Annotated in this window: 23 protein-coding genes; 7 read left to right on the top strand and 16 right to left on the bottom strand. The window is 63.9% G+C overall.

The annotated features are described in order from the left end of the window. Complete coding sequence (locus LBW87_RS17560; RefSeq protein ID WP_225202760.1) at nucleotides 1–180, bottom strand: hypothetical protein; 180 nt, start codon at nucleotides 178–180, stop codon at nucleotides 1–3. 89 nt (nucleotides 181–269) lie between these two features. Beyond that, on the bottom strand, nucleotides 270–1,043 hold the full coding sequence (locus tag LBW87_RS17555) for a sulfite exporter TauE/SafE family protein (protein WP_225202759.1): 774 nt from the start codon (nucleotides 1,041–1,043) through the stop codon (nucleotides 270–272). Between the two features lie 148 nt (nucleotides 1,044–1,191). Between LBW87_RS17555 and LBW87_RS17550 the strand changes: the two genes are divergently transcribed. Then, nucleotides 1,192–2,103, top strand: a complete 912-nt coding sequence (locus tag LBW87_RS17550; RefSeq protein ID WP_225202758.1) for a LysR substrate-binding domain-containing protein — start codon at nucleotides 1,192–1,194, stop codon at nucleotides 2,101–2,103. A gap of 10 nt (nucleotides 2,104–2,113) precedes the next feature. Here the strand turns inward: LBW87_RS17550 and pgeF are convergent, their stop codons facing one another. Beyond that, entirely contained in the window at nucleotides 2,114–2,857 is a 744-nt protein-coding gene (pgeF, locus tag LBW87_RS17545) for a peptidoglycan editing factor PgeF (RefSeq protein ID WP_225202757.1), read from the bottom strand. A gap of 12 nt (nucleotides 2,858–2,869) precedes the next feature. Then, nucleotides 2,870–3,988 carry an RluA family pseudouridine synthase gene (locus LBW87_RS17540; RefSeq protein ID WP_225202756.1) on the bottom strand — a complete coding sequence of 373 codons (1,119 nt, stop codon included), beginning with the start codon at nucleotides 3,986–3,988 and terminating at the stop codon, nucleotides 2,870–2,872. Nucleotides 3,989–4,114: 126 nt separating this feature from the next. Here LBW87_RS17540 and LBW87_RS17535 point away from each other — a divergent pair, with 126 nt between their 5' ends. Next, entirely contained in the window at nucleotides 4,115–4,915 is an 801-nt protein-coding gene (locus tag LBW87_RS17535) for an outer membrane protein assembly factor BamD (RefSeq protein WP_225202755.1), read from the top strand. Between the two features lie 199 nt (nucleotides 4,916–5,114). Here LBW87_RS17535 and yaaA read toward each other — a convergent pair whose 3' ends face one another. Then, nucleotides 5,115–5,891 carry a peroxide stress protein YaaA gene (gene yaaA / locus LBW87_RS17530; protein WP_225202754.1) on the bottom strand — a complete coding sequence of 259 codons (777 nt, stop codon included), beginning with the start codon at nucleotides 5,889–5,891 and terminating at the stop codon, nucleotides 5,115–5,117. A 202-nt stretch (nucleotides 5,892–6,093) separates the two neighbouring features. On the opposite strand from yaaA, the gene LBW87_RS17525 reads away from it, so the two are divergent. From LBW87_RS17525 to LBW87_RS17510, 4 genes are all read left to right on the top strand, one after another. Further along, the gene (locus tag LBW87_RS17525) at nucleotides 6,094–6,378 is read left to right on the top strand and encodes a hypothetical protein (protein WP_225202753.1); all 285 of its coding nucleotides are present in this window, start codon (nucleotides 6,094–6,096) and stop codon (nucleotides 6,376–6,378) included. A 36-nt stretch (nucleotides 6,379–6,414) separates the two neighbouring features. Next, entirely contained in the window at nucleotides 6,415–6,903 is a 489-nt protein-coding gene (locus LBW87_RS17520; protein ID WP_225202752.1) for a putative toxin-antitoxin system toxin component, PIN family, read from the top strand. Nucleotides 6,904–6,998: 95 nt separating this feature from the next. Further along, the gene (locus tag LBW87_RS17515) at nucleotides 6,999–8,153 is read left to right on the top strand and encodes a pyridoxal phosphate-dependent aminotransferase (protein ID WP_225202751.1); all 1,155 of its coding nucleotides are present in this window, start codon (nucleotides 6,999–7,001) and stop codon (nucleotides 8,151–8,153) included. 26 nt (nucleotides 8,154–8,179) lie between these two features. Beyond that, a complete protein-coding gene (locus LBW87_RS17510; RefSeq protein ID WP_225202750.1) occupies nucleotides 8,180–8,872 on the top strand; it encodes a glutathione binding-like protein in 693 nt (230 codons plus the stop codon). Between the two features lie 24 nt (nucleotides 8,873–8,896). Here the strand turns inward: LBW87_RS17510 and LBW87_RS17505 are convergent, their stop codons facing one another. Genes LBW87_RS17505 through LBW87_RS17470 form a run of 8 tightly spaced genes read right to left on the bottom strand, consistent with a single transcriptional unit; the run spans nucleotide 8,897 to nucleotide 17,812 of the window. Beyond that, nucleotides 8,897–9,352 carry a MaoC family dehydratase gene (locus LBW87_RS17505; RefSeq protein ID WP_225202749.1) on the bottom strand — a complete coding sequence of 152 codons (456 nt, stop codon included), beginning with the start codon at nucleotides 9,350–9,352 and terminating at the stop codon, nucleotides 8,897–8,899. 14 nt (nucleotides 9,353–9,366) lie between these two features. After that, nucleotides 9,367–10,386: a diguanylate cyclase gene (locus tag LBW87_RS17500; RefSeq protein ID WP_320442740.1), complete on the bottom strand. Its 1,020-nt coding sequence runs from the start codon at nucleotides 10,384–10,386 to the stop codon at nucleotides 9,367–9,369. Nucleotides 10,387–10,397: 11 nt separating this feature from the next. Then, nucleotides 10,398–11,432, bottom strand: coding sequence for a chemotaxis response regulator protein-glutamate methylesterase (locus LBW87_RS17495; protein ID WP_225202748.1), 1,035 nt, complete (start codon nucleotides 11,430–11,432; stop codon nucleotides 10,398–10,400). Beyond that, entirely contained in the window at nucleotides 11,429–13,735 is a 2,307-nt protein-coding gene (locus LBW87_RS17490; protein ID WP_225202747.1) for a hybrid sensor histidine kinase/response regulator, read from the bottom strand. The genes LBW87_RS17495 and LBW87_RS17490 overlap by 4 nt, the downstream gene beginning before the upstream one ends. Continuing rightward, nucleotides 13,732–14,430, bottom strand: coding sequence for a chemotaxis protein CheW (locus LBW87_RS17485; protein WP_225202746.1), 699 nt, complete (start codon nucleotides 14,428–14,430; stop codon nucleotides 13,732–13,734). The genes LBW87_RS17490 and LBW87_RS17485 overlap by 4 nt, the downstream gene beginning before the upstream one ends. Next, on the bottom strand, nucleotides 14,423–15,691 hold the full coding sequence (locus LBW87_RS17480) for a CheR family methyltransferase (protein WP_225202745.1): 1,269 nt from the start codon (nucleotides 15,689–15,691) through the stop codon (nucleotides 14,423–14,425). Before LBW87_RS17480 ends, LBW87_RS17485 begins: the two co-directional genes overlap by 8 nt. Next, nucleotides 15,688–16,167 carry a chemotaxis protein CheW gene (locus tag LBW87_RS17475; RefSeq protein ID WP_225202744.1) on the bottom strand — a complete coding sequence of 160 codons (480 nt, stop codon included), beginning with the start codon at nucleotides 16,165–16,167 and terminating at the stop codon, nucleotides 15,688–15,690. Before LBW87_RS17475 ends, LBW87_RS17480 begins: the two co-directional genes overlap by 4 nt. A gap of 19 nt (nucleotides 16,168–16,186) precedes the next feature. Beyond that, nucleotides 16,187–17,812, bottom strand: a complete 1,626-nt coding sequence (locus LBW87_RS17470) for a methyl-accepting chemotaxis protein (protein ID WP_225202743.1) — start codon at nucleotides 17,810–17,812, stop codon at nucleotides 16,187–16,189. On the opposite strand from LBW87_RS17470, the gene LBW87_RS17465 reads away from it, so the two are divergent. After that, nucleotides 17,793–18,026 carry a hypothetical protein gene (locus LBW87_RS17465; RefSeq protein WP_225202742.1) on the top strand — a complete coding sequence of 78 codons (234 nt, stop codon included), beginning with the start codon at nucleotides 17,793–17,795 and terminating at the stop codon, nucleotides 18,024–18,026. The two genes, LBW87_RS17470 and LBW87_RS17465, sit on opposite strands and share 20 nt — an antisense overlap. A gap of 31 nt (nucleotides 18,027–18,057) precedes the next feature. On the opposite strand, the gene LBW87_RS17460 is transcribed toward LBW87_RS17465, so the two are convergent. The 3 genes from LBW87_RS17460 to mfd form a co-directional block, all read right to left on the bottom strand. Then, nucleotides 18,058–18,420, bottom strand: coding sequence for a DUF4870 family protein (locus LBW87_RS17460; RefSeq protein WP_225202741.1), 363 nt, complete (start codon nucleotides 18,418–18,420; stop codon nucleotides 18,058–18,060). Between the two features lie 58 nt (nucleotides 18,421–18,478). Beyond that, complete coding sequence (gene serB, locus LBW87_RS17455; protein WP_225202740.1) at nucleotides 18,479–19,339, bottom strand: phosphoserine phosphatase SerB; 861 nt, start codon at nucleotides 19,337–19,339, stop codon at nucleotides 18,479–18,481. A 62-nt stretch (nucleotides 19,340–19,401) separates the two neighbouring features. After that, on the bottom strand, nucleotides 19,402–22,857 hold the full coding sequence (mfd, locus tag LBW87_RS17450) for a transcription-repair coupling factor (RefSeq protein WP_225202739.1): 3,456 nt from the start codon (nucleotides 22,855–22,857) through the stop codon (nucleotides 19,402–19,404). Nucleotides 22,858–23,003 lie beyond the last annotated feature (146 nt).

Below are 23,003 nucleotides of genomic sequence, written 5' to 3'. Positions count from 1 at the left end.
TCATGCCCCGGACGACACGCCGCTCGCGTCCCGCCGCGCCACCACAACATGTCGATAGCGCAACTTCAATGCTGCGAGCATGTCACGCAGCACCAGGCTGCCGCGCCATGGCGGCGAGACGTAGAGCATGGTGACTGCAACGTGATTTTCACGTAACTCGCCATCGAGCATGGCGATCATGCATCCCTGCTCGTAGGCATACACATGGACCTCGTTGCGTGGCAGCAGACGGGGTCCGTCGATGTTCCAACTGCGACGCTGGCGCCGGCTCATGCTCGCCACACTCCCTGCACCACCAGATGCGCCCCCAGCAGCATCAGCCCGATAAAGAAGCAACGGCGAAATACCGGCGCCGGCACGCGCCCGCGCAGCCAGCCGCCGATGCTCATCCCCAGCAGCGCCGGCAACAGCACCACCAGCGAAGCACCGGCCACGCCCGACCCCAGCAGGCCCGCCTGCCCCAGGTTGAGCGCCAGCGCCAGGGTCGAGACGGTGAACGACAATCCCAACGCCTGGATCATTTGTTCACGCTCCAGGTCGAGCGCCTGCAGATAAGGCACGGCCGGTATCACGAATACGCCGGTGGCGGCGGTGATCAGCCCGGTCAGCATGCCGGCCAGCGGCGAGCACCAGCGCTCCTGGCCGGGCGTGACCGACCATTTGAACGAAGCCAGGCCGGCCAGCGCATACAACACCAGCGCCGCACCCAGTGCCATGCTGGCGCGCTGCCCGCCATCGACCGACATCCAGCCATGTCCCACCAGCGTGCCCAGCACGATGCCGGCGAGCATGCTCCACAGGCGTCGCGCCAGCGCCATGAAGGCGCCACCGGCCAGCAACTGCCAGACGTTGGTCACCATCGACGGCACGATCAACAGGGCCGCTGCCTGCACCGGCGACATCACCAGGCTCAGCAAGCCCACCGCCACCGTCGGCAAACCCAGGCCGATGACGCCCTTGACGAAGCCGGCCAGCAGAAATACCGCCAGGCTGAGCGCCAGCTCGGCACTGCTCATGCCCATGAAGGAAAGTATTGCCTGCATCCTGACCACCCTGCCCTGGTTACCCGTTTACCCATTTACCACCGCAATGGCAGCAGTCTGCCAGCGCGGCCGGAACCTGAAAATGTGGAATACACTTAGCCAGCCTTCGGGTTTTCCGAAGCCTGATTCGCCCGTCCCGAGGAATGCCATGAGCTACCGTTTCGACCTGTCCGACCTGCGACTCTTCCTGCATATCGTTGAAAGCGGCAGCATCACCGCCGGCGCGGCGCGCGCACACATGGCGCTGGCCTCGGCCAGCCAGCGGATACGCAATATGGAAGATGCCCTGGGGACGGCCTTGCTGGAACGCAACCGGCGCGGCGTGTGCACCACCGACGCCGGCCGTGCGCTGGCGCATCACGCGCGCATGATGGGCCAGCAGATGGACCGCTTGCGCGACGAACTGGGGCAATACGCGCACGGCCTCAAGGGCCGCATCCGCCTGCTGTGCAATACCTCGGCCATGACCGAATTCCTGCCGCAGGCATTGGCCGCCTTCCTGAGCGCGCACCCCCATACCGACATCGAACTCGAGGAAAAACTCAGTTATGAAGTCGTGCAGGCGGTCACGGAAGGCGCGGCCGATGTCGGCATCATCGTCGACTCCACCGATAGCGGGCCGTTGCAGACCTTCACCTTCCGCCCGGATCACCTGGTCGCGGTGCTGCCGACGCGCCATCCGCTGGCGCGCCGCAAATCGCTTTCATTTAGCGAATTGCTGGACCAGGACTTCGTCGGCCTGTCCGGCGACAGCGCCCTGCAACAGCACCTGGGCGGCCACGCCACCCGTGCCGGACGGCCGCTGCAATACCGGGTGCGGCTGCGCAGTTTCGACGGCATCTGCCGCATGGTCGAACAACGCGTGGGCGTGGCCGTCATCCCCGAGACGGCCGCCAGGACAGCCGCCAGCCAGTTACAGATCAGGATGGTGCCGCTGGCCGACCCATGGGCCCGGCGACAACTGCAGGTGTGCGTACGCACGCTGGAGGGCTTGCCCAGTCATACGCGGGCACTGATACAGGTGTTGCTCGACTTCAAGGAGAAGGACGCGGACCGCTGAATGCTGATGGCTACTTGAGCCAGATCAGCGAGGCAATGCGCCCCGTGGTCTTGTCGCGTCGATAGGAATAGAAGCGTTCATCGCTGACCGTGCACAGGCCGCCGCCGCTGATGTCGTCCACGCCGGCGCTGCGCAGCCGCAACCGCCCCAGGTGGTAGATATCGGCCAGGAACTTGCCCGATTGCTCACGCGCCGTGAACGCCTGCAACGCCGCCGGATCATGCTGCGCGAAGGTATCCCGCACCTCGGCCCCGACCTCGAACTGGCGGGCGCCGATGGCCGGCCCCAGCCAGGCCATGATGCGCCCGGCGCCGCGCGCGCGCATGGAGGCCACTGTCTGCTCAAGCACGCCTGCGGCCAGTCCGCGCCAACCGGCATGCGCCGCCCCCACCACGCTGCCGGCCTGATCGCACAACAGCACCGGCAGGCAGTCGGCGGTCATCATCACGCACACCGCACCGGGCTGGTCACTGACGCAACCATCCCCTTCGGCGCCAGCCGCCACGGTGGCCGCATCGCATACGGTGGTGCCATGCACCTGCGTCAACCAGGCCGGTTCCTGCGGCAGCAGGCGCGCCAGAAGCGACCGATTGGCCGCCACCAGCAGCGGGTCGTCGCCGACATGATTGCCCAGGTTGAGGCCCGCACCACCGGCGCCATCGTCATACGGCGCCAGGCTGAAACCGCCGGCGCGCATGGTGGCGAACGCGCCCACATTGGGCGGCGCGGGCCAGTCGGGCATCAGCAGCTGCATGCGGTTCCTTAATTAATAGTCGTCGTCGACGTCACCCGAGACCGGGTCCGGGTCATCCGACATTTCGGGAATCACCGCCAGCGCCGGATCGATGCCTGCCCGTTGCAGCAGTTCGACGATATCCTGCGGCAGCGGCGCGGCCCATTGACGGAACTTGCCGCTACCGGGATGCACCACGCCCAGCCGCGCCGCTTGCAGCGCCTGGCGCGGAAACACCGGAATCAGATGGTGCTTGCCGTACAGCGCATCGCCCACCAGCGGAAAGCCGAGCGACTGCAGGTGCACACGGATCTGGTGCGTGCGCCCCGTCTCCAGGCGACAGTGCAGCAAACTCACCGGCTTGCGATCGATCAGCCCGGTGGCCAGCTTGCGGTAATGGGTCACCGCCGTCTTGGCGTACATGCTTTCGGAGACCGCCATCTTGATGCGGTCGCGCGGATGACGCGCCATCGGCGCATCGACCGTGCCGCTCAACTGCGGCGTGCCCCACACCAGCGCCAGATACTGGCGTTTCATGGTGCGCGCCTGCAACTGGCGCACCAGGTCGGTCTGGGCCGCGAGAGTCTTGGCGACCACCATCAGGCCGCTGGTTTCCTTGTCCAGCCGATGCACGATACCGGCGCGCGGCACCTGAGCCAGCGCCGGGCAATGATGCAGCAGGCCATTGAGCAGCGTGCCGCTCCAGTTGCCGGCGGCCGGATGCACCACCAGCCCGGCCGGCTTGTCGAGCACGATGATCGATTTATCCTCGTGCAGGATATCGAGCGCCATCGCCTCGGGTTCGTACGGGTGATCCTGCGGCGCGGCCTGGGGGGCGATCTCGATCTGCTCGTCGCCCAGCATGGTGGTCTTGATCTTGGCGGTGGCGCCATCGACGGTGACATGGCCGTCTTCGATCCATTGCTGGATGCGGTTGCGGGAAAACTCGGGGATCAGCCCCGAGAGCACCTTGTCCAGGCGCTGCCCGATGGCGTCATCGGTCAGCCGCAGCGAAATCGGGGCCAGCGTCGAGGCGGCATCATCGAGCGCCTCGTCGCCTTCATCGACCTCGTCGATTTCCAGGGGAGTTGGCAAACCTGGATTTACAGGCTGCTCGTCATTTGTAATCTGAGGGGGTTTCTTACGTGACATCAGCTATAATCGCCGGATTGGGCGGGTTGGATTGGGTAACCTTTGCAGCCGGCTCAGACAGGCGCCTCGTACCTGGCACGCCTTTACGGACACGCAATCAGACACGCACACTGAGTCATGCAAAACATGCAAAAAATCTTATTTAAATTCATCACCGTAGCCTTCGCCCTGTCGCTTGCTGCTTGCGGCTTGCTGCCGGAGCAAAAGGACGAGACAGTCGGCTGGTCGGCGGGCAAATTATACTCGGAAGCCAAGGACGAACTGAACGCAGGTGGCTACGACAAGGCAATCAAGTACTTCGAGAAGCTCGAATCGCGTTATCCGTTCGGCACCTATGCCCAGCAGGCGCAAATGGATATCGCCTACGCCTACTACCGCCAGAACGACCAGGCGCAGGGCCTGGCGGCAGCTGACCGCTTCATCAAGCTGCACCCGAACCATCCCAATGTCGACTACATGTATTACCTGCGTGGCCTGATCAACTTCAACGATCGCACCAGCATTTTCGACACCTTCACCGACCAGGACAACACCGAGCGCGACCCCAAGGCCATGCGCGACGCGTTCGACTCGTTCAAGCTGCTGGCAGAACGTTTTCCTGAAAGCAAGTACACCCCTGATGCGGTGGCGCGCATGAAGTACCTGGTCAACGCCATGTCGCAGTACGACGTGCACGTGGCCAACTACTACTTCCGCCGCGGCGCCTACGTATCGGCAGCCAACCGTTCCCAGGCTGCCATCAAGCAATACCCTGACTCGCCGGCCAATGAAGAAGCGCTGTTCATCCTGATGCGCTCCTACGACGCACTGGGCCAGACCAAGCTGCGTGACGACACCGAGCGCGTGATCAAGGCGACCTACCCGAACAGCTCGTGGTACACCGGCGGCCCCAAGAAGAAGGCTGGTCCCTGGTGGAAGATCTGGTAAGCACCCGTTACCGCTGGTACTAACAAAAAACCCTCGCAATTCACATTGCGAGGGTTTTTTGTTGGGCGATTGACTGCTCCGGAAAGAAGACGCTCGGTCCCGGCCTTCGCCAGGACTACGGAAACCTGCAATACCCCTCCCCGTCGTCCTGACGCATGTCAGGACCCAGCGTCTGTTACTGCAGAGTCCGCCAGAATGACTAGTCCGCCACCCGTCGACGAAACACCCAGCTGCGCTCGTTGGAAGCATCTTCGGCAAACGCATAGCCATCCAGATCGAAGCCCTTGAGCTTCTCGGGCTGGTTGATGTTGTTGAGCGCCGCATAACGGGCCATCAAGCCGCGCGCGCGTTTGGCGTAGAACGAAATGATCTTGTACTTGCCGCCCTTCCAGTCCTCGAACACCGGGGCGATCACCTGCGCCTTGAGCAGCTTGGGCCGGACTACCTTGAAATATTCTTCCGAGGCCAGGTTGACCAGCACCGGCGCCTTCTGCTGCGCCAGTTCGACGTTGATCGCCTGCGTGACTTCATCGCCCCAGAACGCATAGAGGTCGCGGCCATGCGCGTTGGCCAGCTTGGTCCCCATTTCCAGGCGGTAAGGCTGCATCAGGTCCAGCGGACGCAGCATGCCGTACAGGCCCGACAGGATGCGCACGTGGCCCTGCACGTAATCGAGTTGCCGGGCATTCAAGGATGCCGCATCCAGCCCTTCGTAGACATCGCCATTGAAGGCCAGCACCGCCTGCTTGGCATTCTTGGCCGTGAACTTGCGCGACCACGACGCGTAACGCCCGGCATTGAGCACCGCCAGCGGGTCGGAGATGCTCATCAGGCTGCCGATCTCGGCCGGCGACAGCTTCTTGAGGATCTCGATCAGCTCGGCCGAGCGTGGCACGAAGCCGGGTGTGGTGTGGATGTCGGTAGTGGGTGCGCTGTCGTAATCAAGCGACTTGGCGGGAGACAGAACAATCAGCATGGGAGTATCTTGGTCATCAGGTCTACAGGATGGCGGCAATGATACAGAAAGCACAGCCGTTGCGTGCGGCTCAAGTCGGCGCCATTGCCTGCCGTTAACCAGGGCAGGATCAGATGGCTGGCACTCGCCGCCTGCTTTGCGGTCTATTCAGTTAGTCGATACGGGACCATTATCAACACCATCACAAAGCAGGAGGCAGACCATGAAACGGGACAAGGCCCTGATGGGCGACATTCTCAAGACCCTGGCGTTATTCGGCACCACCTATGGCGACGTCGAGAAGATCCAAGGAGAGCTGGCCGGCAAGCAGGCGCCGGAACAGATCCTGCATCACCTGCGGCTGCTCAATGACCGTCGCCTGGTGGCGGTCGACATGCATAATTTCTGGCGCCTGACGGATCAGGGGTATGATGCGCTCGAAAACGGCGGCGACCTGTTTCAGTCACATGAAACATTGCCCCCCAACAATGGCGGCATCGACAACTGATATCGCCGGTCACTTCAAGCACTAAACAATTAACTGATGAGCAACAACCAGGCAAGTCCCGCACCCCAGCCCCTCCCCCGCCAGCGCCTGGTACTCGACACCAACGTCTGCCTCGACCTGTTCGTCTTTCGCGATCCGCGCTGGCACGCGCTGCTGCAGGCGCTCAACGACGGCAGCGTGCAGGCATTTACGCGCGACGACTGCCGCAGCGAATGGCTGGCGGTGCTCGACTATCCGCACCTGGCGGCGCTGGCCACCGACCGCCAGGCTATCTGCGATGAATTCGATCGCCTGCTGCATTGCCTGCCGGTGCAGCAGGTCAATACCTTCGGCCTGCCGATCTGCAGCGACCGTGACGACCAGAAGTTTCTTGAACTGGCGCTGCAATGCCAGGCCCATGTGCTGGTAAGCAAGGACCGTGCGGTGCTCAAGCTGGCCCGTCGCACCAACCGCAACGGCATGTTTGCCATCGTGCAACCCCAGCACTGGCGCGCGGATGCCTTCTTCGATCGCGCGCCGCTATAGTGCCGCCAGGCATATGCTCATGCCGCATCGCAATAATCGCTGCTGCCGATTCCAGCTAAAATAACGGCCTCGCAAAACCAACCAGGCCCGCAGCAATGAGCACTAACATCGTCACCAAACTGCCTAACGTCGGCACCACCATCTTTACCGTCATGTCGGCGCTGGCGTCCGAAAAAGGCGCGGTCAACCTGGGCCAGGGCTTTCCCGATTTCAACTGTGACCCGGCGCTGGTGCAGGCCGTCACCAATGCCATGCAGGACGGCCTGAACCAGTATCCGCCGATGGCCGGCGTGCCGTTGCTGCGCGATGCCATCGCCGACAAGGTCGAGAAGCTGTATGGCCATCGCTACGATGCCGCCAGCGAAATCACCGTCACCGCCGGCGCCACCCAGGGCATCCTGACCTCGGTGCTGTGCGCCGTGCATGCCGGCGACGAAGTGATCGTGATCGAACCGGTCTATGACTGTTACGTGCCGGCCATCGAATTGGCCGGCGGCATTCCGGTGTTTGTGCAGATGACGGTCGGCGAGCGCGGCTACAGCATCCCGTGGGACAAGGTGGCCGCCGCTGTCACCCCGAAGACCCGCATGATCATGGTCAATACCCCGCACAATCCGACCGGCACCGTGTTCGATGCCAGCGATGTGCAGGCGCTGGCCGATATCGTGCGTGATACCGATATCCTGATTTTGTCCGACGAAGTCTACGAGCACATGGTCTATGACGGCGCACCGCACCAGTCGCTGGCGCGCCATCCGGAACTGGTCAAGCGCAGCTTCATCAATTCCAGCTTCGGCAAGACCTATCACGTCACCGGCTGGAAGGTCGGTTTCGTCGCCGCCCCGGCGGCGATGACCGCCGAATTCCGCAAGGTGCACCAGTTCAACGTCTTCACCGTCAACACACCGGTGCAATACGGCCTCGCCGCGTACATGAAAGACCCGGCGCCCTATCTCGACCTGTCGGCCTTCTACCAGAAGAAGCGCGACCTGTTCCGCCAGGGCCTGGCCGGCACCCGCTTCGAGCTGCTGCCCTCGGAAGGCACCTACTTCCAATGCGTCAGGTACGATGCCATCTCCGACTTGTCCGAAGCCGAATTCTGCAAGTGGCTCACCACCGAAATCGGGGTCGCCGCCATTCCGGTCTCGGCTTTCTATAACACCCCGAAGGAATCCGGCATCGTGCGTTTCTGCTTCGCCAAGAAGGATGAAACGCTGCGCCTGGCGCTGGAGCGCCTGGCCAGGCTCTAACTGAACATCAACCTCAAGAGAATGCCATGATCGACGTCTACAGCTGGGCCACGCCCAACGGCCACAAGGTTCACATCATGCTGGAAGAGTGCGGCCTGCCCTACACCGCGCACGCCATCGATATCGGCGCCGGCGACCAGTTCACGCCTGAATTCCTGAAGATCTCGCCCAATAACAAGATCCCGGCCATCGTCGATCCGGATGGTCCGGACGGCCAGCCGATCTCGCTGTTCGAGTCGGGTGCGATCCTGATCTACCTGGCAGGCAAGACCGGGCGTTTTCTCGGCAACACCGACCGCGAGAAATACGACGTGCTGCAATGGGTGATGTTCCAGATGGGCGGCCTGGGGCCGATGCTGGGCCAGGCGCACCACTTCCGGCTGTATGCGCCGGAGCAGATCGAGTACGCCGTCAATCGCTACAGCAATGAAGCCAAGCGGTTGTACCAGGTGATGGACAAGCAACTGGGCCAGCATGCCTACCTGGCCGGCGATGAATATACGATCGCCGACATCGCCAGCTTTCCCTGGACCCGTTCGCACAAGAACCAGGGCATCGACCTGGCCGACTACCCCAATGTGCAACGCTGGTTCGACGCCATCAATGCGCGTCCGGCAGTCCAGCGTGGCGTGGCGGTGCTGGCCGACAAGCGCAAGCCGCTGCACGATGACAAGGCAAAGGAACTGCTGTTCGGCAGCAGCCAGTACGCCAAGCGCTGAGCAGCGTGATGAAGGTGCGCCGGTTCAGTACCGGCGCACCAGGAATTCAGCGACGCACACGGGCTTGTCCCCGCCTTCGCGTTCCAGCGTGATTTCCCAAGCCAGTTGGGCGCCGCCGGGAATGCGCTCCACCGACTGCAGCACCACCACCCCGCGTACCCGGCTGCCGACCGGCAGCGGCGCCGGAAAGCGCACCCGGTTCAGGCCATAGTTGATCAGCATCTTGACCTGCGCACCGAGGTCGATGGTGCTGGCCAGTATCTGCGGCAGCAGGGCCAGCGTCAGGAAACCATGCGCCACCGTGCCGCCGGTGGGCAATTCGCGCCGCGCACGCTCGACATCGACGTGTATCCATTGATGGTCGCCGGTGGCGTCGGCAAACCGGTCCACCTGCTGCTGCGTGATCTCGATCCATTCGCTGACGGCTACCTGCTGTCCGGCCAGCGCTTCGAGTTGTTCCAGTGTGGCGATATCGCGCATGTGGTTCGATTCCCTTACTGCCAGACGACGCGGTTGCGCCCCTGCTGCTTGGCCTGGTACAGGCGCTGGTCAGCCATCTCGATGAGTTCCTTGACGTCCTGTTCGTCACCCGGCACCACGCAGGCCGCGCCGACGCTGACGGTCAGCCACTGGCTGGCGGTCGAGCGCGCATGCGGCAACTGCTGGGCCTGGATCAGATCACAGATCTTGGCGCCGATGCCATGTGCGCCGGCGATGTCGGTACGCGGCAGGATCATGGCGAATTCTTCGCCACCGAATCGCGCCGACAGGTCGGCCGGCCGCATCACGCTGCCATCGAGCACCTGCGCCACCCGCTTGAGCACGGCGTCGCCGGCCACGTGGCCGTAGTTGTCGTTATAGAGCTTGAAGAAATCGACGTCGATCAGCAGCAGCGACAGTTCCAGCTTCTCGCGCCGCGCCCGCTTCCATTCGGCATTGAGGTAGTCGTCGAAATAACGCCGGTTGGCGATCCCGGTCAAGCCATCGGTGTTGGTCAGGCGTTGCAGCTCGAAGTTGCTCTTCTGCAGTTGCTGCTGGCTCTCGCGCAAGGCCCGATAGGCGGCGTCACGCTGCAACACATTGATATAGGAGCGCGAGTGATAACGAATCCGCGCCACCAGTTCGATGATGTCGGGCAGCTTGACCATGTAGTCATTGGCGCCGCTGGTGAAGGCATCGCGCTTGACGGTGGCGTCTTCCTTGCTCGACAAGACGATGATGGGCACATCGACCAGCACCGGGCTGGCGCGATACTGGCGTACCAGCGTCAGGCCGTCGGCACCCGGCATCACCAGGTCTTGCAGGATCACGGTGGGCCGGGTGCGCTCGGCCACCGCCAACGCTTCTTCGGCGTTGGTGCAGAAATGGAAGTCGATATTCTTTTCGTTGAGCAGGGCGCGGCGGATCGCCTCGCCCACCATGGCCTGGTCATCCACCAGCAGCACCATGATCTTGTATTCGTCCGCAGACAGCGCAGCGCTGCCATTCTGGATATCGGTATGCACCGAAATCATTTTCTGTTCCTTCAACTGATTGTGGCCAGCAGACCCTGCAGCCTTGCCGCAATGCCTGAAACCGGTAAGACCTCGACTGCGGCATTAAGCGCCACCGCTGCCTTGGGCATGCCATAGACCGCACAGCTGGCCTGATCCTGTGCAATCGTGTGTGATCCGTGCTCGCGCATGGCCTTGAGACCGGCGGCGCCATCGCGCCCCATCCCGGTGAGCAGTACGCCGACCGCTGGGGCCGGCCAATGCTTGACCACGCTATGGAAAAACATGTCGACCGAGGGCCGGTAGACATCCGATGGCGCGCCGGCCACATAGCCCAGCGCACCACCACCGCGAAACACCAGGTGCTTGTTGTTACCGGCCAGCAGCACCTGGCCGGCCTGCGGCAAGTCGCCCTCTTGCGCCAGCCGCACGGGAATGCGTGCCTGCATCCCGAGCCAGTCGGCCATGCCTTGCGCAAAGGCGGCATCGATGTGTTGCACGATCACCAACGCGGCGCCAAAATCAGCCGGAATCGCACGCAACAACTGGGCCAGCGCCGCCGGGCCGCCGGCCGATGCGCCCACGGCCACCAGCGGCACGGCAGCAGTATTTGCAATGGCCACCGGCGCCGCTGCCGGCGCTGCCCTGACGCGCACCGGCGGCGCCACGGCTTCCGGCGGCAGCAGGCCGAGATTATCGATCTTTTCGATCAGGGCGGCGGCGTCGCGCTTGCCGGCCGCGCCGATCAGCGCCGGGGTCTGGGTCGCATCCAGCGCGCCATGGCCCAGCGCTTCGTAGATCTTGGCGGTACTGGTGCCCATGTCGGAGGTAACGATGAGGATCGGGCACGGGGTGCCGAGCATGATGCGGCGGGTGGCCTCGACCCCGTCCATCCTGGGCATGAGCAAATCCATCAGCACCACGTCAGGCAATTGCCAGGCGCACATCTGCACCGCTTCCTCGCCGTCGTGGGCGATCCAGATCAATTCGTGGCGCCCGGTTTCGGCGATCACGCGCCGTAGTACCTCGACCATCATCGGTGTGTCATTGACGATCCCGATTCTCACGATGTTGCGTCTCCAATCAAGTCAGCGACGGCCTGTAACAGGCTCTCGTCGTGGAAGCTGCTCTTGGTAAAGTAGTGATCTGCGCCGGCTTCCAGTCCTCGCTGCCGGTCTTCTTCACGGTCCTTGTATGAAACGATCATCACCGGCAGCGACTGCAGGCTGGGCGCTGCGCGAATCAGCGTGACCAGCTCGATGCCGTCCATGCGCGGCATGTCGATGTCGGTGATGACCAGGTCAAAGCGCTCGGTGCGCACGGCGTTCCAGCCATCCATGCCATCCACCGCCACGCTGACGTGATAGCCGCGATTGGTCAGCAGCTTGCGCTCCAGCTCACGCACGGTGAGCGAGTCGTCGACCACCAGCACCTTCTTGTGGGCCGCGCCCACGACCTGCGTCGCGCCGGTGTGATGCAAGGCCTCCAGGCGGCCGGACGAGGTCAGTTTCTCGACCGAACGCAGCATGTCGGCCACATCCAGGATCAGCAGCGGGTCGCCGTTTTCCATCAGGGCGCCAGCCAGCACGTCAGGAATCTTGCCCAGCCGCGCATCGAGCGGCTGCACCACCAGCATGCGCTCGCCCAGGAAAGCGTCGACCGCCAGGCCATAGGCGTGTTCATGGTCGCCGATGACCACCACGCAGACGCTGTCGTCGCTGGCGCGCCATTGCCCTTTCTGCAGGATCTGGTGGGCACTGACCAGCCCCACCTGGCGTCCGTCATGGGTGAAGTGCTGATAGCCTTCGAGCGTCTGCAATTGCGCCGGCGCCAGGCGCAGCGTGCGATTGACGTAGGCCAGCGGGAATGCATAAGGCTCGCCGCCGATGTCGACCAGCAGGCTGCGGATGACCGATAAGGTCAGCGGCAGCTTCAACACGAAACGGGTGCCGGCGCCGGGCTGGGTATGGATGCGCAAGGTGCCGCGCACCTGCTTGAGCATGTCGGCCACCACATCCAGGCCAACCCCGCGCCCGGAAATGTCGGTCACCGTATCGCGCAACGTGAAACTGGGCAGCAGCAGGAACTCCAGCAACTCGGCCTCGGACAGCCGCGCCACCGTTTCCTCGTTGGACAACTTGCGGCTGATCACGCTGGCCCGCAGGCGTTCCAGGTCGATCCCGGCGCCGTCGTCGGCCACTTCGATATGCAGCATGCCGGCGCTGTGCCGCGCCTCCAGCCTGACCACGCCTTGCTCGGGCTTGCCCGCTGCCTGGCGCGCTGCCGGCGATTCGATACCGTGATCGAGCGCGTTGCGCAGCAGGTGCCCCAGCGGCGCTTCGAGCTTCTCGAGAATGTCGCGGTCTATCTGGGTCGCATTGCCGACGATGTCCAGCCGTACCGTCTTGCCCAGCGACGCGGCCACATCGCGCACCATGCGCGCAAAACCGCCGGTGCCGTCGGCGAACGGTCGCATGCGACACGCCAGCGCCTCGTCGTAGAGTCGTTGCGAGAGATTGATCGAACGGCGGTCGAAGGCCTCCAGCTCGTTCAACTGGTCGCCCAGCAGATGCTGGCTCTGCTGCATCAGCGCGCGCGCCTCGCCCAGAACGGCGTGGGCCAGTTCACCGGCATCCGAGGCCGACAGGCGCTGCTGCAACAACTCCAGCGAATGCATGGCTTCGCGCTGCATGCGCTTCATGCGCAGCATGCCATCGGCAAAGGACTTGAGCCGGCGCGACTCCACCAGCGATTCACCCGACAGGCTCAGCAGGCGGTCCAGGTTGTCGGCGCTCACGCGCACCGCGCGTGCATTGCCCGCCGTTGACATGGTGGGCGCTGCCGGGGCTTCCGACGCCGCCGGCGCGGGTGCAGGCGGCGCCACAGGCAACGCGATGTCAGCCGCAGCGGCCGGTGCGCTTGGCGCTGCCGCTGCAGGCGCCACCGGCGGCGGCAACTGGCCACCGCTCATCACGATCGACAGGGCCGACATGAAGGCATCGACCTCGACGCTGCCGGCATTGTCAGCCCAGGCTTCGTCGCCATCGGGTGGACTGGCGATGCGCCCCAGCAGGTCGGCGCCGCGCAGCAGCACATCGATATGCTGTCGCCCCAGCACCAGCTTGCCTTGCTGGGCCAGCACGAAGCAGTCCTCCAGCACATGGGCGATCCTGACGGCGGCGTCGAGGCCGACGATGCGGGCGGCGCCCTTGAGCGAATGGCCGGCGCGCATGCAAGCCTCAAGGTGTTCGGCCGGATCGGCGCCCCCTTCCAGCGCCAGCAGGCTGGTGTTGAGCAATTGAATCTGGCTTTCGGCCTCGAAGCGGAACAGGTCCAGCATCGACATCTGGCTCAGGTCTGGCGTGCTCATGTCATGCTCCGCGCCAACGCATAGAACAGCAGGCCATGGTCCAGCAGACCAACCTTGCGCCCGCGCCAGTCCAGCAAGCCGCGCGCATAGGGCGTGGCGGTCTGCGCCAGCGTGGTCGGCACCGGCTCGACGGTGGCAGCGTCGAACCGCTGCACCCCGGCCACTTCATCGACCGGGAACACCAGCGTCTGGCCCTCGTGCAACGCCACCACCATGTAAGGTTGACCCGTATTGCGGATGGCCTGGTCGGAGATCTCGAACAGCGCCGCCAGCGAGATGCAGATGCGCAGCGCGCCACGAATGTTGAGCACGCCCAGCACCGCGCCATTGCGCTGGTGCGGCAGCGAATGCACCGGCCGGCTGTCGGCCACTTCCAGCACCGCCGCGGTCGACAGCGCCAGCCATTCGTCGCCGATGCGAAACACCAGCGCCGATTCGCGCACGCCGGTGGTGTCGCCGCCGGTGGCGTATTGCGCCGCCTGCTCGGCCGACTGCGCCCATTCCTGCGCGACGGCGCCGCCTTCGATGGCACGGTCGAGCAGCACCAGCGCCGCGCTGGCGTAGGTCGGGCAATTCAGGCAGCGATAGTGCGTGACCAGCTCCGGGCACGAACTGTCGCCGCGCACGCCGATGTGGTTCCAGCAATCGTCGATGCCGTCACCTGAGTTGAAAGACGAGAGCGCGATTTCAGCCATGGCTGCCTGCCCCCTGTGTCGTGGATTGTTCTGCCCGTTCGGCGCGCTGGCGCATCAGGCGCGCCGCCGACAGGTCGCCCTGCGCCTGCAGCAAGGCGGCCAGGTGCTGCAGCGCCTCGTGGTGCCCGGGGTCGAGATAGACCGCCTTGCGGTAATAGCGCTGGGCGCCGCTGGCGTCGCCGCTGGCATCGGCGATGAGGCCCTTCAGATGGAAGGCATCGGCATTGGCGCCGTGGGCCAGCATGACCTGCTCGCACAAGGCATCGGCGCGGCTGAACTCGCCCTGGTCGGCCAGCAATCGTGCCTGGGCCAGCAGGTCCTGCTCACCGGCGTCGACCACCGGAGCCGCCACCTGCGCGCTGCGCGACGAACGTGCCCTGGGCGCCTTGGGCGTAGCCGGGGTTGCCGCAGCGAAGGAAACGGGAGCAGGCGCGGCCGGGATCGACGCGGCCGGTAAGACTTCATCGTGACGGCGCTTGCGAAACCCGAAGGCCAGCGGAATACCCGCCGAGGCCACCCGCGGGCTGAGCATGAGGCCGCCCTCGGCGGGACCGACGAAGATGGTGCCGTCATCCTTGATCATGCGTTCCAGCATCGCCACCACCTGCATCTGCAGCGCCCGCTCGAAATAGATCAATACATTGCGGCACAAGATGAAATCGTAGGGCAAGGCATCGGCCAGGAAGTCGTCCGACAGGATATTGCCGGCGGCAAAGCGCACCTGCGCCTTGACCTCTTCGTCGATGCGCCACTGGGTGCCCTGCACGGTGAAATAGCGATCACGAAAACCCATGTCGCTGCCGCGAAACGAATTGCGCCCATACACGCCGGTGGCGGCTACGTCGAGCGACAGCGTACGAATGTCGATGGCATCGATCTGGAACGCCGACGCCGGCACCCCGGCGTCGAACAGGGCCATCGCCACCGAATACGGTTCTTCGCCGGTGGAGCATGGCAAGCTCAGGATGCGCAGGCGCGCCGATTGCCCGGCCACCAGTTTCTCGCGCCCCATGCGCGCCAGTGCCAGCATCGCCTCGCGGTCGCGGAAGAACCAGGTCTCCGGCACCACCGCCAATTCGATCAGTTTCTGCAACTCGTCGCTGCCCGGTTGCAGATGCGCCAGATAATGCCGGTCGTCGGTGATCTGCAGGGCCGCCATGCGTTCGCGCACCACGCGCTCGATCAGGCTGCTGCCGACGGTGGACATGTCCAGCCCCATCGCAGCCTTGAGCCGATCGGCGATATCGTGCAAGGCCTTCATGCGGCCTCCCCTGCCGGCTGCTCGGGAAACAGCAATTCACGGGTGCGCGCATCGAGCAAGGCATCCACCGTGATCCATTGCAGCAATTCGCCGTGATGTCGCAACACCGGGCCCAGGTACGGCGCTTCCTGGTTGTCCAGCCCGGATGACTGGAAATCGGCCGGATCGCAACGCAGCGTATCGGTCGCTTTTTCAAGCACCAGGCCCAGCAACTGCGCCGCGCGCCCGGGCAGCGCGTAATGGATCAGCACCAGCCGCGTCGACATGCGCACGGCCGCTGGCTGGCCATGCGCCAGATGACTGATATCAAGCACCGGCACATGTTGCCCGCCGTAGCTGAACAGACCGGCCACCGACGGCGGCGCGCCCGGCACCTGCTTCAGCGGCGCCAGCGGCAACACCACTGCCACGTCCGATGCCTGCAGGGCATAGCGGTCGCGACCGATGTGAAACAGCAGAAACAGTTTCTGGTTCATGAAATGCGGCGCCAATGCCTCAGGCCGAAACCTTGAAGCGCGATACGCCGTTGCGCAACTCGGTGGACACCACGTTCAGTTCTTCGATGGCCTGGCTCGATTGCTGCAGCGACTCGACGGTCTGCTGCGCGGCTTCCGACAACTGCACCAGCGCCTGGTTGATCTGTTCGGCGCTGTTGGCCTGGGCCTGCATGCCTTCGTTGACCATCTGGAAGCGCGGCGACAACGCCTGCACCTGCGAGATGATCTGCGACAGCTGGCCACCGGCGTTCTGCACTTCCTGCATGCCGCGCCGCACCTGGTCGGAGAACTTGTCCATGCCCATCACGCCGGCGGCCACCGCCGACTGGATTTCCTTGACCATCACCTCGATGTCATAGGTGGCCACGGCGGTCTGGTCGGCCAGGCGCCGGATCTCGGTGGCCACCACCGAGAATCCACGGCCATGTTCGCCGGCTTTTTCAGCCTCGATGGCGGCATTGAGCGACAGCAGGTTGGTCTGGTCGGCCACCTTGGTGATGGTGGTCACCACCTGGTTGATGTTGCCGGCCTTCTCGTTGAGGATCGCCAGCTTGGCGCTGACCGAACCGGCCGCCTCCATCACGCTGCCCATGGTGTCTTCCATCCGGGTCAGACCGGCCTGGCCGTTGCCGGCCAGCGCCGAAGTCTGGTCGGACACCACCGAGACTTCGTTCATGGTGCGCACCAGGTCGCGCGAGGTGGCAAAGATCTCGCGCGCAGTGGCGCCGATCTCGGTGGTGGTGGCGGCCGTCTCGGCGGCGGTCGCCTGCTGCTGCTTGGAGGTTGCGGCAATCTCGGTCACCGAAGTGGCGACCTGGGACGACGAGCGTTGCGCCTGCCCCACCAGCGAAGTGAGGTCATCGGTCATGCGATTGAAGCCACCGGCCAGGTGGCCGAATTCGTCTTCGCTCTCGAGCTTGAGGCGGCGCGAGAAATCGCCCGAACGCATGACGTCGAGGATCGCCATCAGGCGCTGCAACGGCTCGTTGATCGCCCGCATCAACAGGAAACCGCACACCAGTGCGGCCAGCAACGCGGCCATCAGCGACAGCAGCATCGAGAATTTCGCCGAGGTCACGGCGCTGACGATGTCGTTGGAAGCGTCGTCGGCAATCGCCTTGTTCTTCTCGACCATGCGCTGGGTCAACTGGTAGCCCTGCCGCCACTGCGGACGAAGCTGCTCGTTGACGGCCTTGTTGACGACGGCCCGCTGGCTGAAATCCATCTTCAGCACCTCGCCCATGATGGCGCGGTATTTCTGCCGGGTTTCCTTGAATTCGACGAACAGCTTGCGATCTTCATCGGTGAAGACGGTCTTGTCGTAGTCTTCCTGCAAGCGGTCCAGGCGTTCGCCGTTGCGACGCAACAGCGCAATGTTGCCCTGGCGTTCGCCCTCGGTCTCGTCGACCTGGGATATCTGCTGCGCCATCAACAGATTCTCGTACCAGGCCGCATTGATCATGGTGCTGTAATACAGGCCGGGGGTGGAATCACGGCGCAGGCTGGTGGCGCTGTCTTCGATACGCGACAGGTTCCAGGCCGAGATGCCGGCCATGGTTGCCATCAGGATCAGAATCAGCGCGAAGCTGCCCAGGATACGTTGCTTGATCGACCAGTTTTTCATGCCGCAGGCTTTCTTGGGTTGGGGGGTCAGCAGTTCCTGCTCCAACGGATGCGTTCGCTTTCGCGTGCGCAGCGCCAATAACGGGAAATTCTTCGAGATTATGGACGAAAGGGTTCGAGATGACTATCTCGGCAACGCACTGCAGTTATTGATTCGACAATTCCCTCTTTTCCTTCAGGAAACAAAAACGGCACCCGAAGGTGCCGTCGACTAACAAATAGCGGATCACTGCAACATCGGTCCGTTCAAACCGGCATCGCCTTGTTGTCATTGAGATCGATAAAACCCTTGATGATCCGGTACGCCTTCCAGATCCAGGCCAGGGTGGCGATCAGGATCGCGATCGGGATGCCGATCACGGTCAGGCTTAACAAAAATGCGGCGCCGGCCCAGAAGGCGTACCACCAGAACGACCGGATCTGCCAGCGGTGGTGGGACTCGAGCCAGGTGCCGCGCACGTCGCCGCGCTTGATATAGTTGACGATCAACGGCAGCACCGACAACATGCCCAGCGAGAACACCAGGCACAGGCCGTGAATGATATACAGCCAGCGCGCCAGTTCCTTGGCCGATTGCGTATTGTTGTCCAGCACCAGTTCCTGCGTCATTGCGACTCCTTTCGTGAACAAGGCCGCGCCAAACGCGACCAGTCACTCAGACCGCCGCTCAGCCCAGCAGGTTCAAGATGCCGTCCAGACCGACGAAATTCAAGCCCACATCGGCCTGCGCCCGCACCACCGGCTTGGCCCGGAACGCCACCGACAGACCGGCCACTTCCATCATCCTGAGGTCGTTGGCGCCATCGCCCATGACGATGGCCTGATGGGTCTCGGCGCCGATCTCACGGCACACGCGCTCGACCGTGGCCCGCTTTTCGTCGGCGTTGACGATGCCGCCCACGACGCGGCCGGTCAGCTTGCCGTCGGCGATCTCCAGCGTATTGGAATGCGTGACATCGAGATTGAGGCGGGTCTTCATGCGATCGGTGAAGAAGGTGAAGCCACCCGACACCAGCAAGGTCTTCAGGCCCGCCGCCTGGATCGCCTGCAACATCTGCTCGGCGCCCGGCGACAATTGCAGCCGCTCGTCATAGACCCGCTGCAGCGCGGCGGCATCGAGCCCCTTCAACAGCGCCACGCGACGGGTAAGGCTTTCGTTGAACTCGATCTCGCCGCGCATGGCGGCTTCGGTGATCTCGGCCACTTGCGGCTTCAAGCCCTGCATGTCGGCGATTTCGTCGATGCATTCGATGGTGATCAGGGTCGAATCCATGTCCATCGCCACCAGCCTGAAGTCGGACAGGCGCAGCGCCGGATCGATCCAGGCGTAGTCGATGCCGGCGGCCAGGCAGGCGCGGTCGAGTTCGGCATTGGCCGCTTGCGCCGCCCCGTCAAGACGCCAGGCCTGGGTGCCGCTGGCACGAGCGGCAATGGCTTGCACGCCGGCCGCGCCGGTGACGCCGGCAATGGATTCGATGGCGGCTGCGGCCGCGGCGTTGCTGGTGAGTGCTTGCAGGATCAGGTTCATGGTTCGATTGCTGGTGTATGCGGGTAGACGGGGGTATCGGGTATTTATTAATTAATTAGAACTCAGGCGCTCAAGGCCTTCATGATCTGCTTGACCTGCTGCACGCGGGCATTCAGGTCGACCATGGCGGCGGTGATGCGCAACTTGTCCTGGCCATTGAGCTTGACCTGGCGGTTCTTCTGCACCAGCTCGATGATGCGCATGGCGTCGATCGGCGGATTGGGCATGAACTGCATCAACGCCGCTTCGGCATGGGCGTCGATCTTGACGATGCCCAGCGGCTTGGCGGCAATCCGCAGGCGATGGGTCTCGACCAGCGCGCGGGCCGGTTCGGGCAGCTTGCCGAAACGGTCGATCAGTTCTTCCTGCAACTCGTCGATGGCCTCCGGCTTGACGCAGTTGGCAAAGCGCTTGTAGAGCGACAGGCGCTCGTTGACATCGCCGCAGTAGTCGTTGGGTAGCAGCGCCGGCACGTGCAGGTTGATCTCGGTGGTCGACGACAGGGGCGCTGCCAGGTCGGGCTCCTTGCCCTCCTTGAGCGCCCGGACCGCCTCGTTGAGCATGTCCGAATACATCTGGAAACCGATCTCGTGGATCTCGCCGGACTGGTTGTCGCCCAGCACTTCGCCGGCGCCGCGAATCTCGAGGTCGTGCATCGCCAGGTAGAAGCCGCTGCCCAGTTCCTCCATCTGCTGGATCGCTTCCAGCCGGCGCTGCGCCTGCTTGCTCAGCCCCTGCACGTCCTGCACCAGCAGGTAGGCATAGGCCTGGTGGTGCGAGCGCCCCACCCGTCCGCGCAACTGGTGCAACTGCGCCAGGCCGAACTTGTCGGCGCGGTGCATGATGATGGTGTTGGCGCTCGGCACGTCGATGCCGGTTTCGATGATGGTGGTGCACAGGAGGATGTTGAAGCGCTGCGCCACGAAGTCGCGCATCACCTTTTCGAGGTCGCGCTCGTGCATCTGGCCATGCGCCACGCCGATGCGGGCTTCCGGCAACAGCGCCTCGAGCATGGCGCGCCGGTTGCCGATCGTCTCGACCTCGTTGTGCAGGAAGTACACCTGGCCGCCGCGCTTCAGTTCGCGCAGGCAGGCTTCGCGAATCGTCGATTCGTTTTCGCCGCGCACGAAGGTCTTGATGGCCAGCCGCTTTTGCGGCGCCGTGGCAATCACCGAGAACTCGCGCAAACCTTCCAGCGCCATGCCCAGCGTGCGCGGGATCGGGGTGGCGGTGAGCGTGAGCACATCGACCTCGGCGCGCAGCGCCTTGAGCGCTTCTTTCTGGCGCACCCCGAAGCGGTGCTCTTCATCGATGATGACCAAACCCAGGCGCTGGAACTTGACGTCGCCGGAGAGCAGTTTATGGGTGCCGATGACGATATCGATGGTGCCGTCGCCCATGCCCTTGATGGCTTGCGTGACTTCCTTGCCGGTACGGAAACGCGACAGTTCGGCAATGCGGACCGGCCAGTTGGCAAAGCGGTCGGCAAAGGTTTGCGCATGCTGTTCGGCCAGCAACGTGGTGGGCGCCAGGATCGCCACCTGCTTGCCCCCCATCACCGCCACGAACGCAGCCCGCAAGGCCACTTCGGTCTTGCCGAAACCGACGTCGCCGCAGATCAGGCGATCCATCGGCTGACCCGAGGTCATGTCCTTGATGACGGCATTGATGGCGGCGGCCTGGTCTGCGGTTTCCTCGAAACCGAAACTGTCGGCGAATGCCTCGTAGTCGTGCGCCGAATATTCGAACGCATGGCCCTGGCGCAGCGTGCGTCGCGCATACAGGTTGAGCAGTTCGGCGGCGGTATCGCGCACCTGCTGGGCCGCCTTTCGCTTGGCCTTTTCCCACTGGCCGGAGCCCAGCGAGTGCAACGGCGCATCTTCCGGCGAAGCGCCGGAATAGCGCGAGATCACGTGCAGTTGCGATACCGGCACGTAGAGCTTGGTTTCCTTGGCGTATTCCAGATGCAGGAACTCGGTCTCGCCCTCGCCCAGGTCCATGCTGATCAAGCCCATGTAGCGGCCGATACCGTGATTGGAATGCACCACCGGATCGCCGATCTTGAGTTCGGACAGGTCGCGCACCATGAACTCGACTTCGGTCGTGGCTTGCTGCTTGCGACGGCCGGCGCGACGACCGCTGCCGGCATACAACTCGGTCTCGGTGATGAAGGCCAGCCCCAGGCCGGGCAGCTGGAAGCCCCACTGCAGCGGCGCCACGCCCAGCATCAACGGTTCATTGCTGGAGGCAAAGGCGAGGTGATCGTCACACAGCGCCGGGTGCAGGTCGTATTCGGCAAAGTACTGTTGCAGGGTCTCGCGGCGGCCGTTGCTGTCGGCGCAGATCAGCACCCGGTTATCGGTCTTCTGCAGGAACGCGCGCAGATTGGCGAGCGGATCGTCGAGACGCCGGTTGACGGCGATCTCGGGCAGCGGCGCCGACAGCTCGGAGGGCGCGTCGTCGGTCTTGACGACCCACCGCGCATAGGGCTTCAGGAGCGTGAAGAAATCTTCGTCGTCGAGATAGATGGCCTTCGGTTCGAGCACCGGACGTTCGCGATCGGCGCGCAGAAACTGCCAGCGCGAGCGGGTATCGCTCCAGAAGCGCTTGATCGATTGCTCGACGTCGCCCACCGTGGCGAACATGGTGTCGCCCGGCAGGTATTCGAACAGCGTTGCGGTCTGCTCGAAAAACAGCGGCAGGTAATACTCGATACCGGCCGAGGCAATGCCGCTGCCGATGTCCTTGTAGATGGCGGTGCGCGAGGGATCGCCCTCGAACACTTCGCGCCAGCGGTTGCGAAACGCCAGCCGCGCCGCTTCATCCATCGGAAACTCGCGCCCCGGCAGCATGCGCACCTGCGGCACCGGATACAGCGAGCGCTGGGTGTCGGCGTCGAAGGTACGAATGGTCTCGACCGTATCGCCGAACAGGTCGAGCCGATACGGCAGCACCGACCCCATCGGGAAGATATCGATCAAGCCGCCGCGCACCGAATATTCACCCGGCGACATCACCTGCCCCACATGGCTGTAGCCGGCCAGCGTCAGTTGCGACTTCAGGCGCGCCTCATCCAGCTTCTCGCCCTGCTTGAAGAAGAACGTATAGGCCGCCAGGAACTGCGGCGGCGCCATGCGCAGCAAGGCCGTGGTGGCCGGCACGATCAGCAGGTCGCATTGTCCCGACTGCACTTCATAGAGCGTGGCCAGCCGCTCCGAGACCAGGTCCTGGTGCGGCGAGAAGGCATCGTAGGGCAGCGTTTCCCAGTCGGGCAGCAGGTGCACCCGCAATTTGGCGGCGGGGTCGGCCGGGTCGGTCGGCGGCGTGAACCAGGGAATTTCGGCCAGCAGCCGCTGGGCGTCGGTCGCCCCGGCCACCACCACGGCCAGCATGCGGCCCTGGCGCTTGAGCTCGAGCGCGGCTTGCGCCAGCAGGCAGGCATCGGCCGAACCATGCACGGCCGGTGGGACGAAACGCACACCGGGCTTGGGGAGGGATTTTTTCAGGTCGAAGGGCATCGGACTCAAGCGGTCGGATATTCGGCAGGGATCTGCGATCAAATCGCTGCCAAATGCCGGCCGCGGTAGCGGTTTTGGCATTAGAATTCAGCCTCGCATTATAAACGATGGCCCCTGCAAGGCCGCTGCCCGGGCGCTCTGGCCAT

The sequence above is a fragment of the Herbaspirillum sp. alder98 genome (genome assembly GCF_020179755.1).
Lineage (GTDB): Bacteria > Pseudomonadota > Gammaproteobacteria > Burkholderiales > Burkholderiaceae_D > Herbaspirillum.
This window is presented reverse-complemented; position numbering and strand designations above follow the sequence as displayed.

Coding starts and splice junctions, on each gene's coding strand:
- LBW87_RS17560 (WP_225202760.1), bottom strand. CDS start 180: ATGATCGCCATGCTCGATGGCGAGTTACGTGAAAATCACGTTGCAGTC.
- LBW87_RS17470 (WP_225202743.1), bottom strand. CDS start 17,812: ATGAAAAACTGGTCGATCAAGCAACGTATCCTGGGCAGCTTCGCGCTG.
- LBW87_RS17485 (WP_225202746.1), bottom strand. CDS start 14,430: ATGGCTGAAATCGCGCTCTCGTCTTTCAACTCAGGTGACGGCATCGAC.
- pgeF (WP_225202757.1), bottom strand. CDS start 2,857: ATGCAGCTGCTGATGCCCGACTGGCCCGCGCCGCCCAATGTGGGCGCG.
- LBW87_RS17550 (WP_225202758.1), top strand. CDS start 1,192: ATGAGCTACCGTTTCGACCTGTCCGACCTGCGACTCTTCCTGCATATC.
- serB (WP_225202740.1), bottom strand. CDS start 19,339: ATGAACCTGATCCTGCAAGCACTCACCAGCAACGCCGCGGCCGCAGCC.
- LBW87_RS17515 (WP_225202751.1), top strand. CDS start 6,999: ATGAGCACTAACATCGTCACCAAACTGCCTAACGTCGGCACCACCATC.
- yaaA (WP_225202754.1), bottom strand. CDS start 5,891: ATGCTGATTGTTCTGTCTCCCGCCAAGTCGCTTGATTACGACAGCGCA.
- LBW87_RS17475 (WP_225202744.1), bottom strand. CDS start 16,167: ATGAACCAGAAACTGTTTCTGCTGTTTCACATCGGTCGCGACCGCTAT.
- LBW87_RS17540 (WP_225202756.1), bottom strand. CDS start 3,988: ATGTCACGTAAGAAACCCCCTCAGATTACAAATGACGAGCAGCCTGTA.
- LBW87_RS17520 (WP_225202752.1), top strand. CDS start 6,415: ATGAGCAACAACCAGGCAAGTCCCGCACCCCAGCCCCTCCCCCGCCAG.
- LBW87_RS17505 (WP_225202749.1), bottom strand. CDS start 9,352: ATGCGCGATATCGCCACACTGGAACAACTCGAAGCGCTGGCCGGACAG.
- LBW87_RS17555 (WP_225202759.1), bottom strand. CDS start 1,043: ATGCAGGCAATACTTTCCTTCATGGGCATGAGCAGTGCCGAGCTGGCG.
- LBW87_RS17480 (WP_225202745.1), bottom strand. CDS start 15,691: ATGAAGGCCTTGCACGATATCGCCGATCGGCTCAAGGCTGCGATGGGG.
- LBW87_RS17500 (WP_320442740.1), bottom strand. CDS start 10,386: ATGATTTCGGTGCATACCGATATCCAGAATGGCAGCGCTGCGCTGTCT.
- LBW87_RS17460 (WP_225202741.1), bottom strand. CDS start 18,420: ATGACGCAGGAACTGGTGCTGGACAACAATACGCAATCGGCCAAGGAA.
- LBW87_RS17525 (WP_225202753.1), top strand. CDS start 6,094: ATGAAACGGGACAAGGCCCTGATGGGCGACATTCTCAAGACCCTGGCG.
- LBW87_RS17490 (WP_225202747.1), bottom strand. CDS start 13,735: ATGAGCACGCCAGACCTGAGCCAGATGTCGATGCTGGACCTGTTCCGC.
- LBW87_RS17510 (WP_225202750.1), top strand. CDS start 8,180: ATGATCGACGTCTACAGCTGGGCCACGCCCAACGGCCACAAGGTTCAC.
- LBW87_RS17535 (WP_225202755.1), top strand. CDS start 4,115: ATGCAAAAAATCTTATTTAAATTCATCACCGTAGCCTTCGCCCTGTCG.
- mfd (WP_225202739.1), bottom strand. CDS start 22,857: ATGCCCTTCGACCTGAAAAAATCCCTCCCCAAGCCCGGTGTGCGTTTC.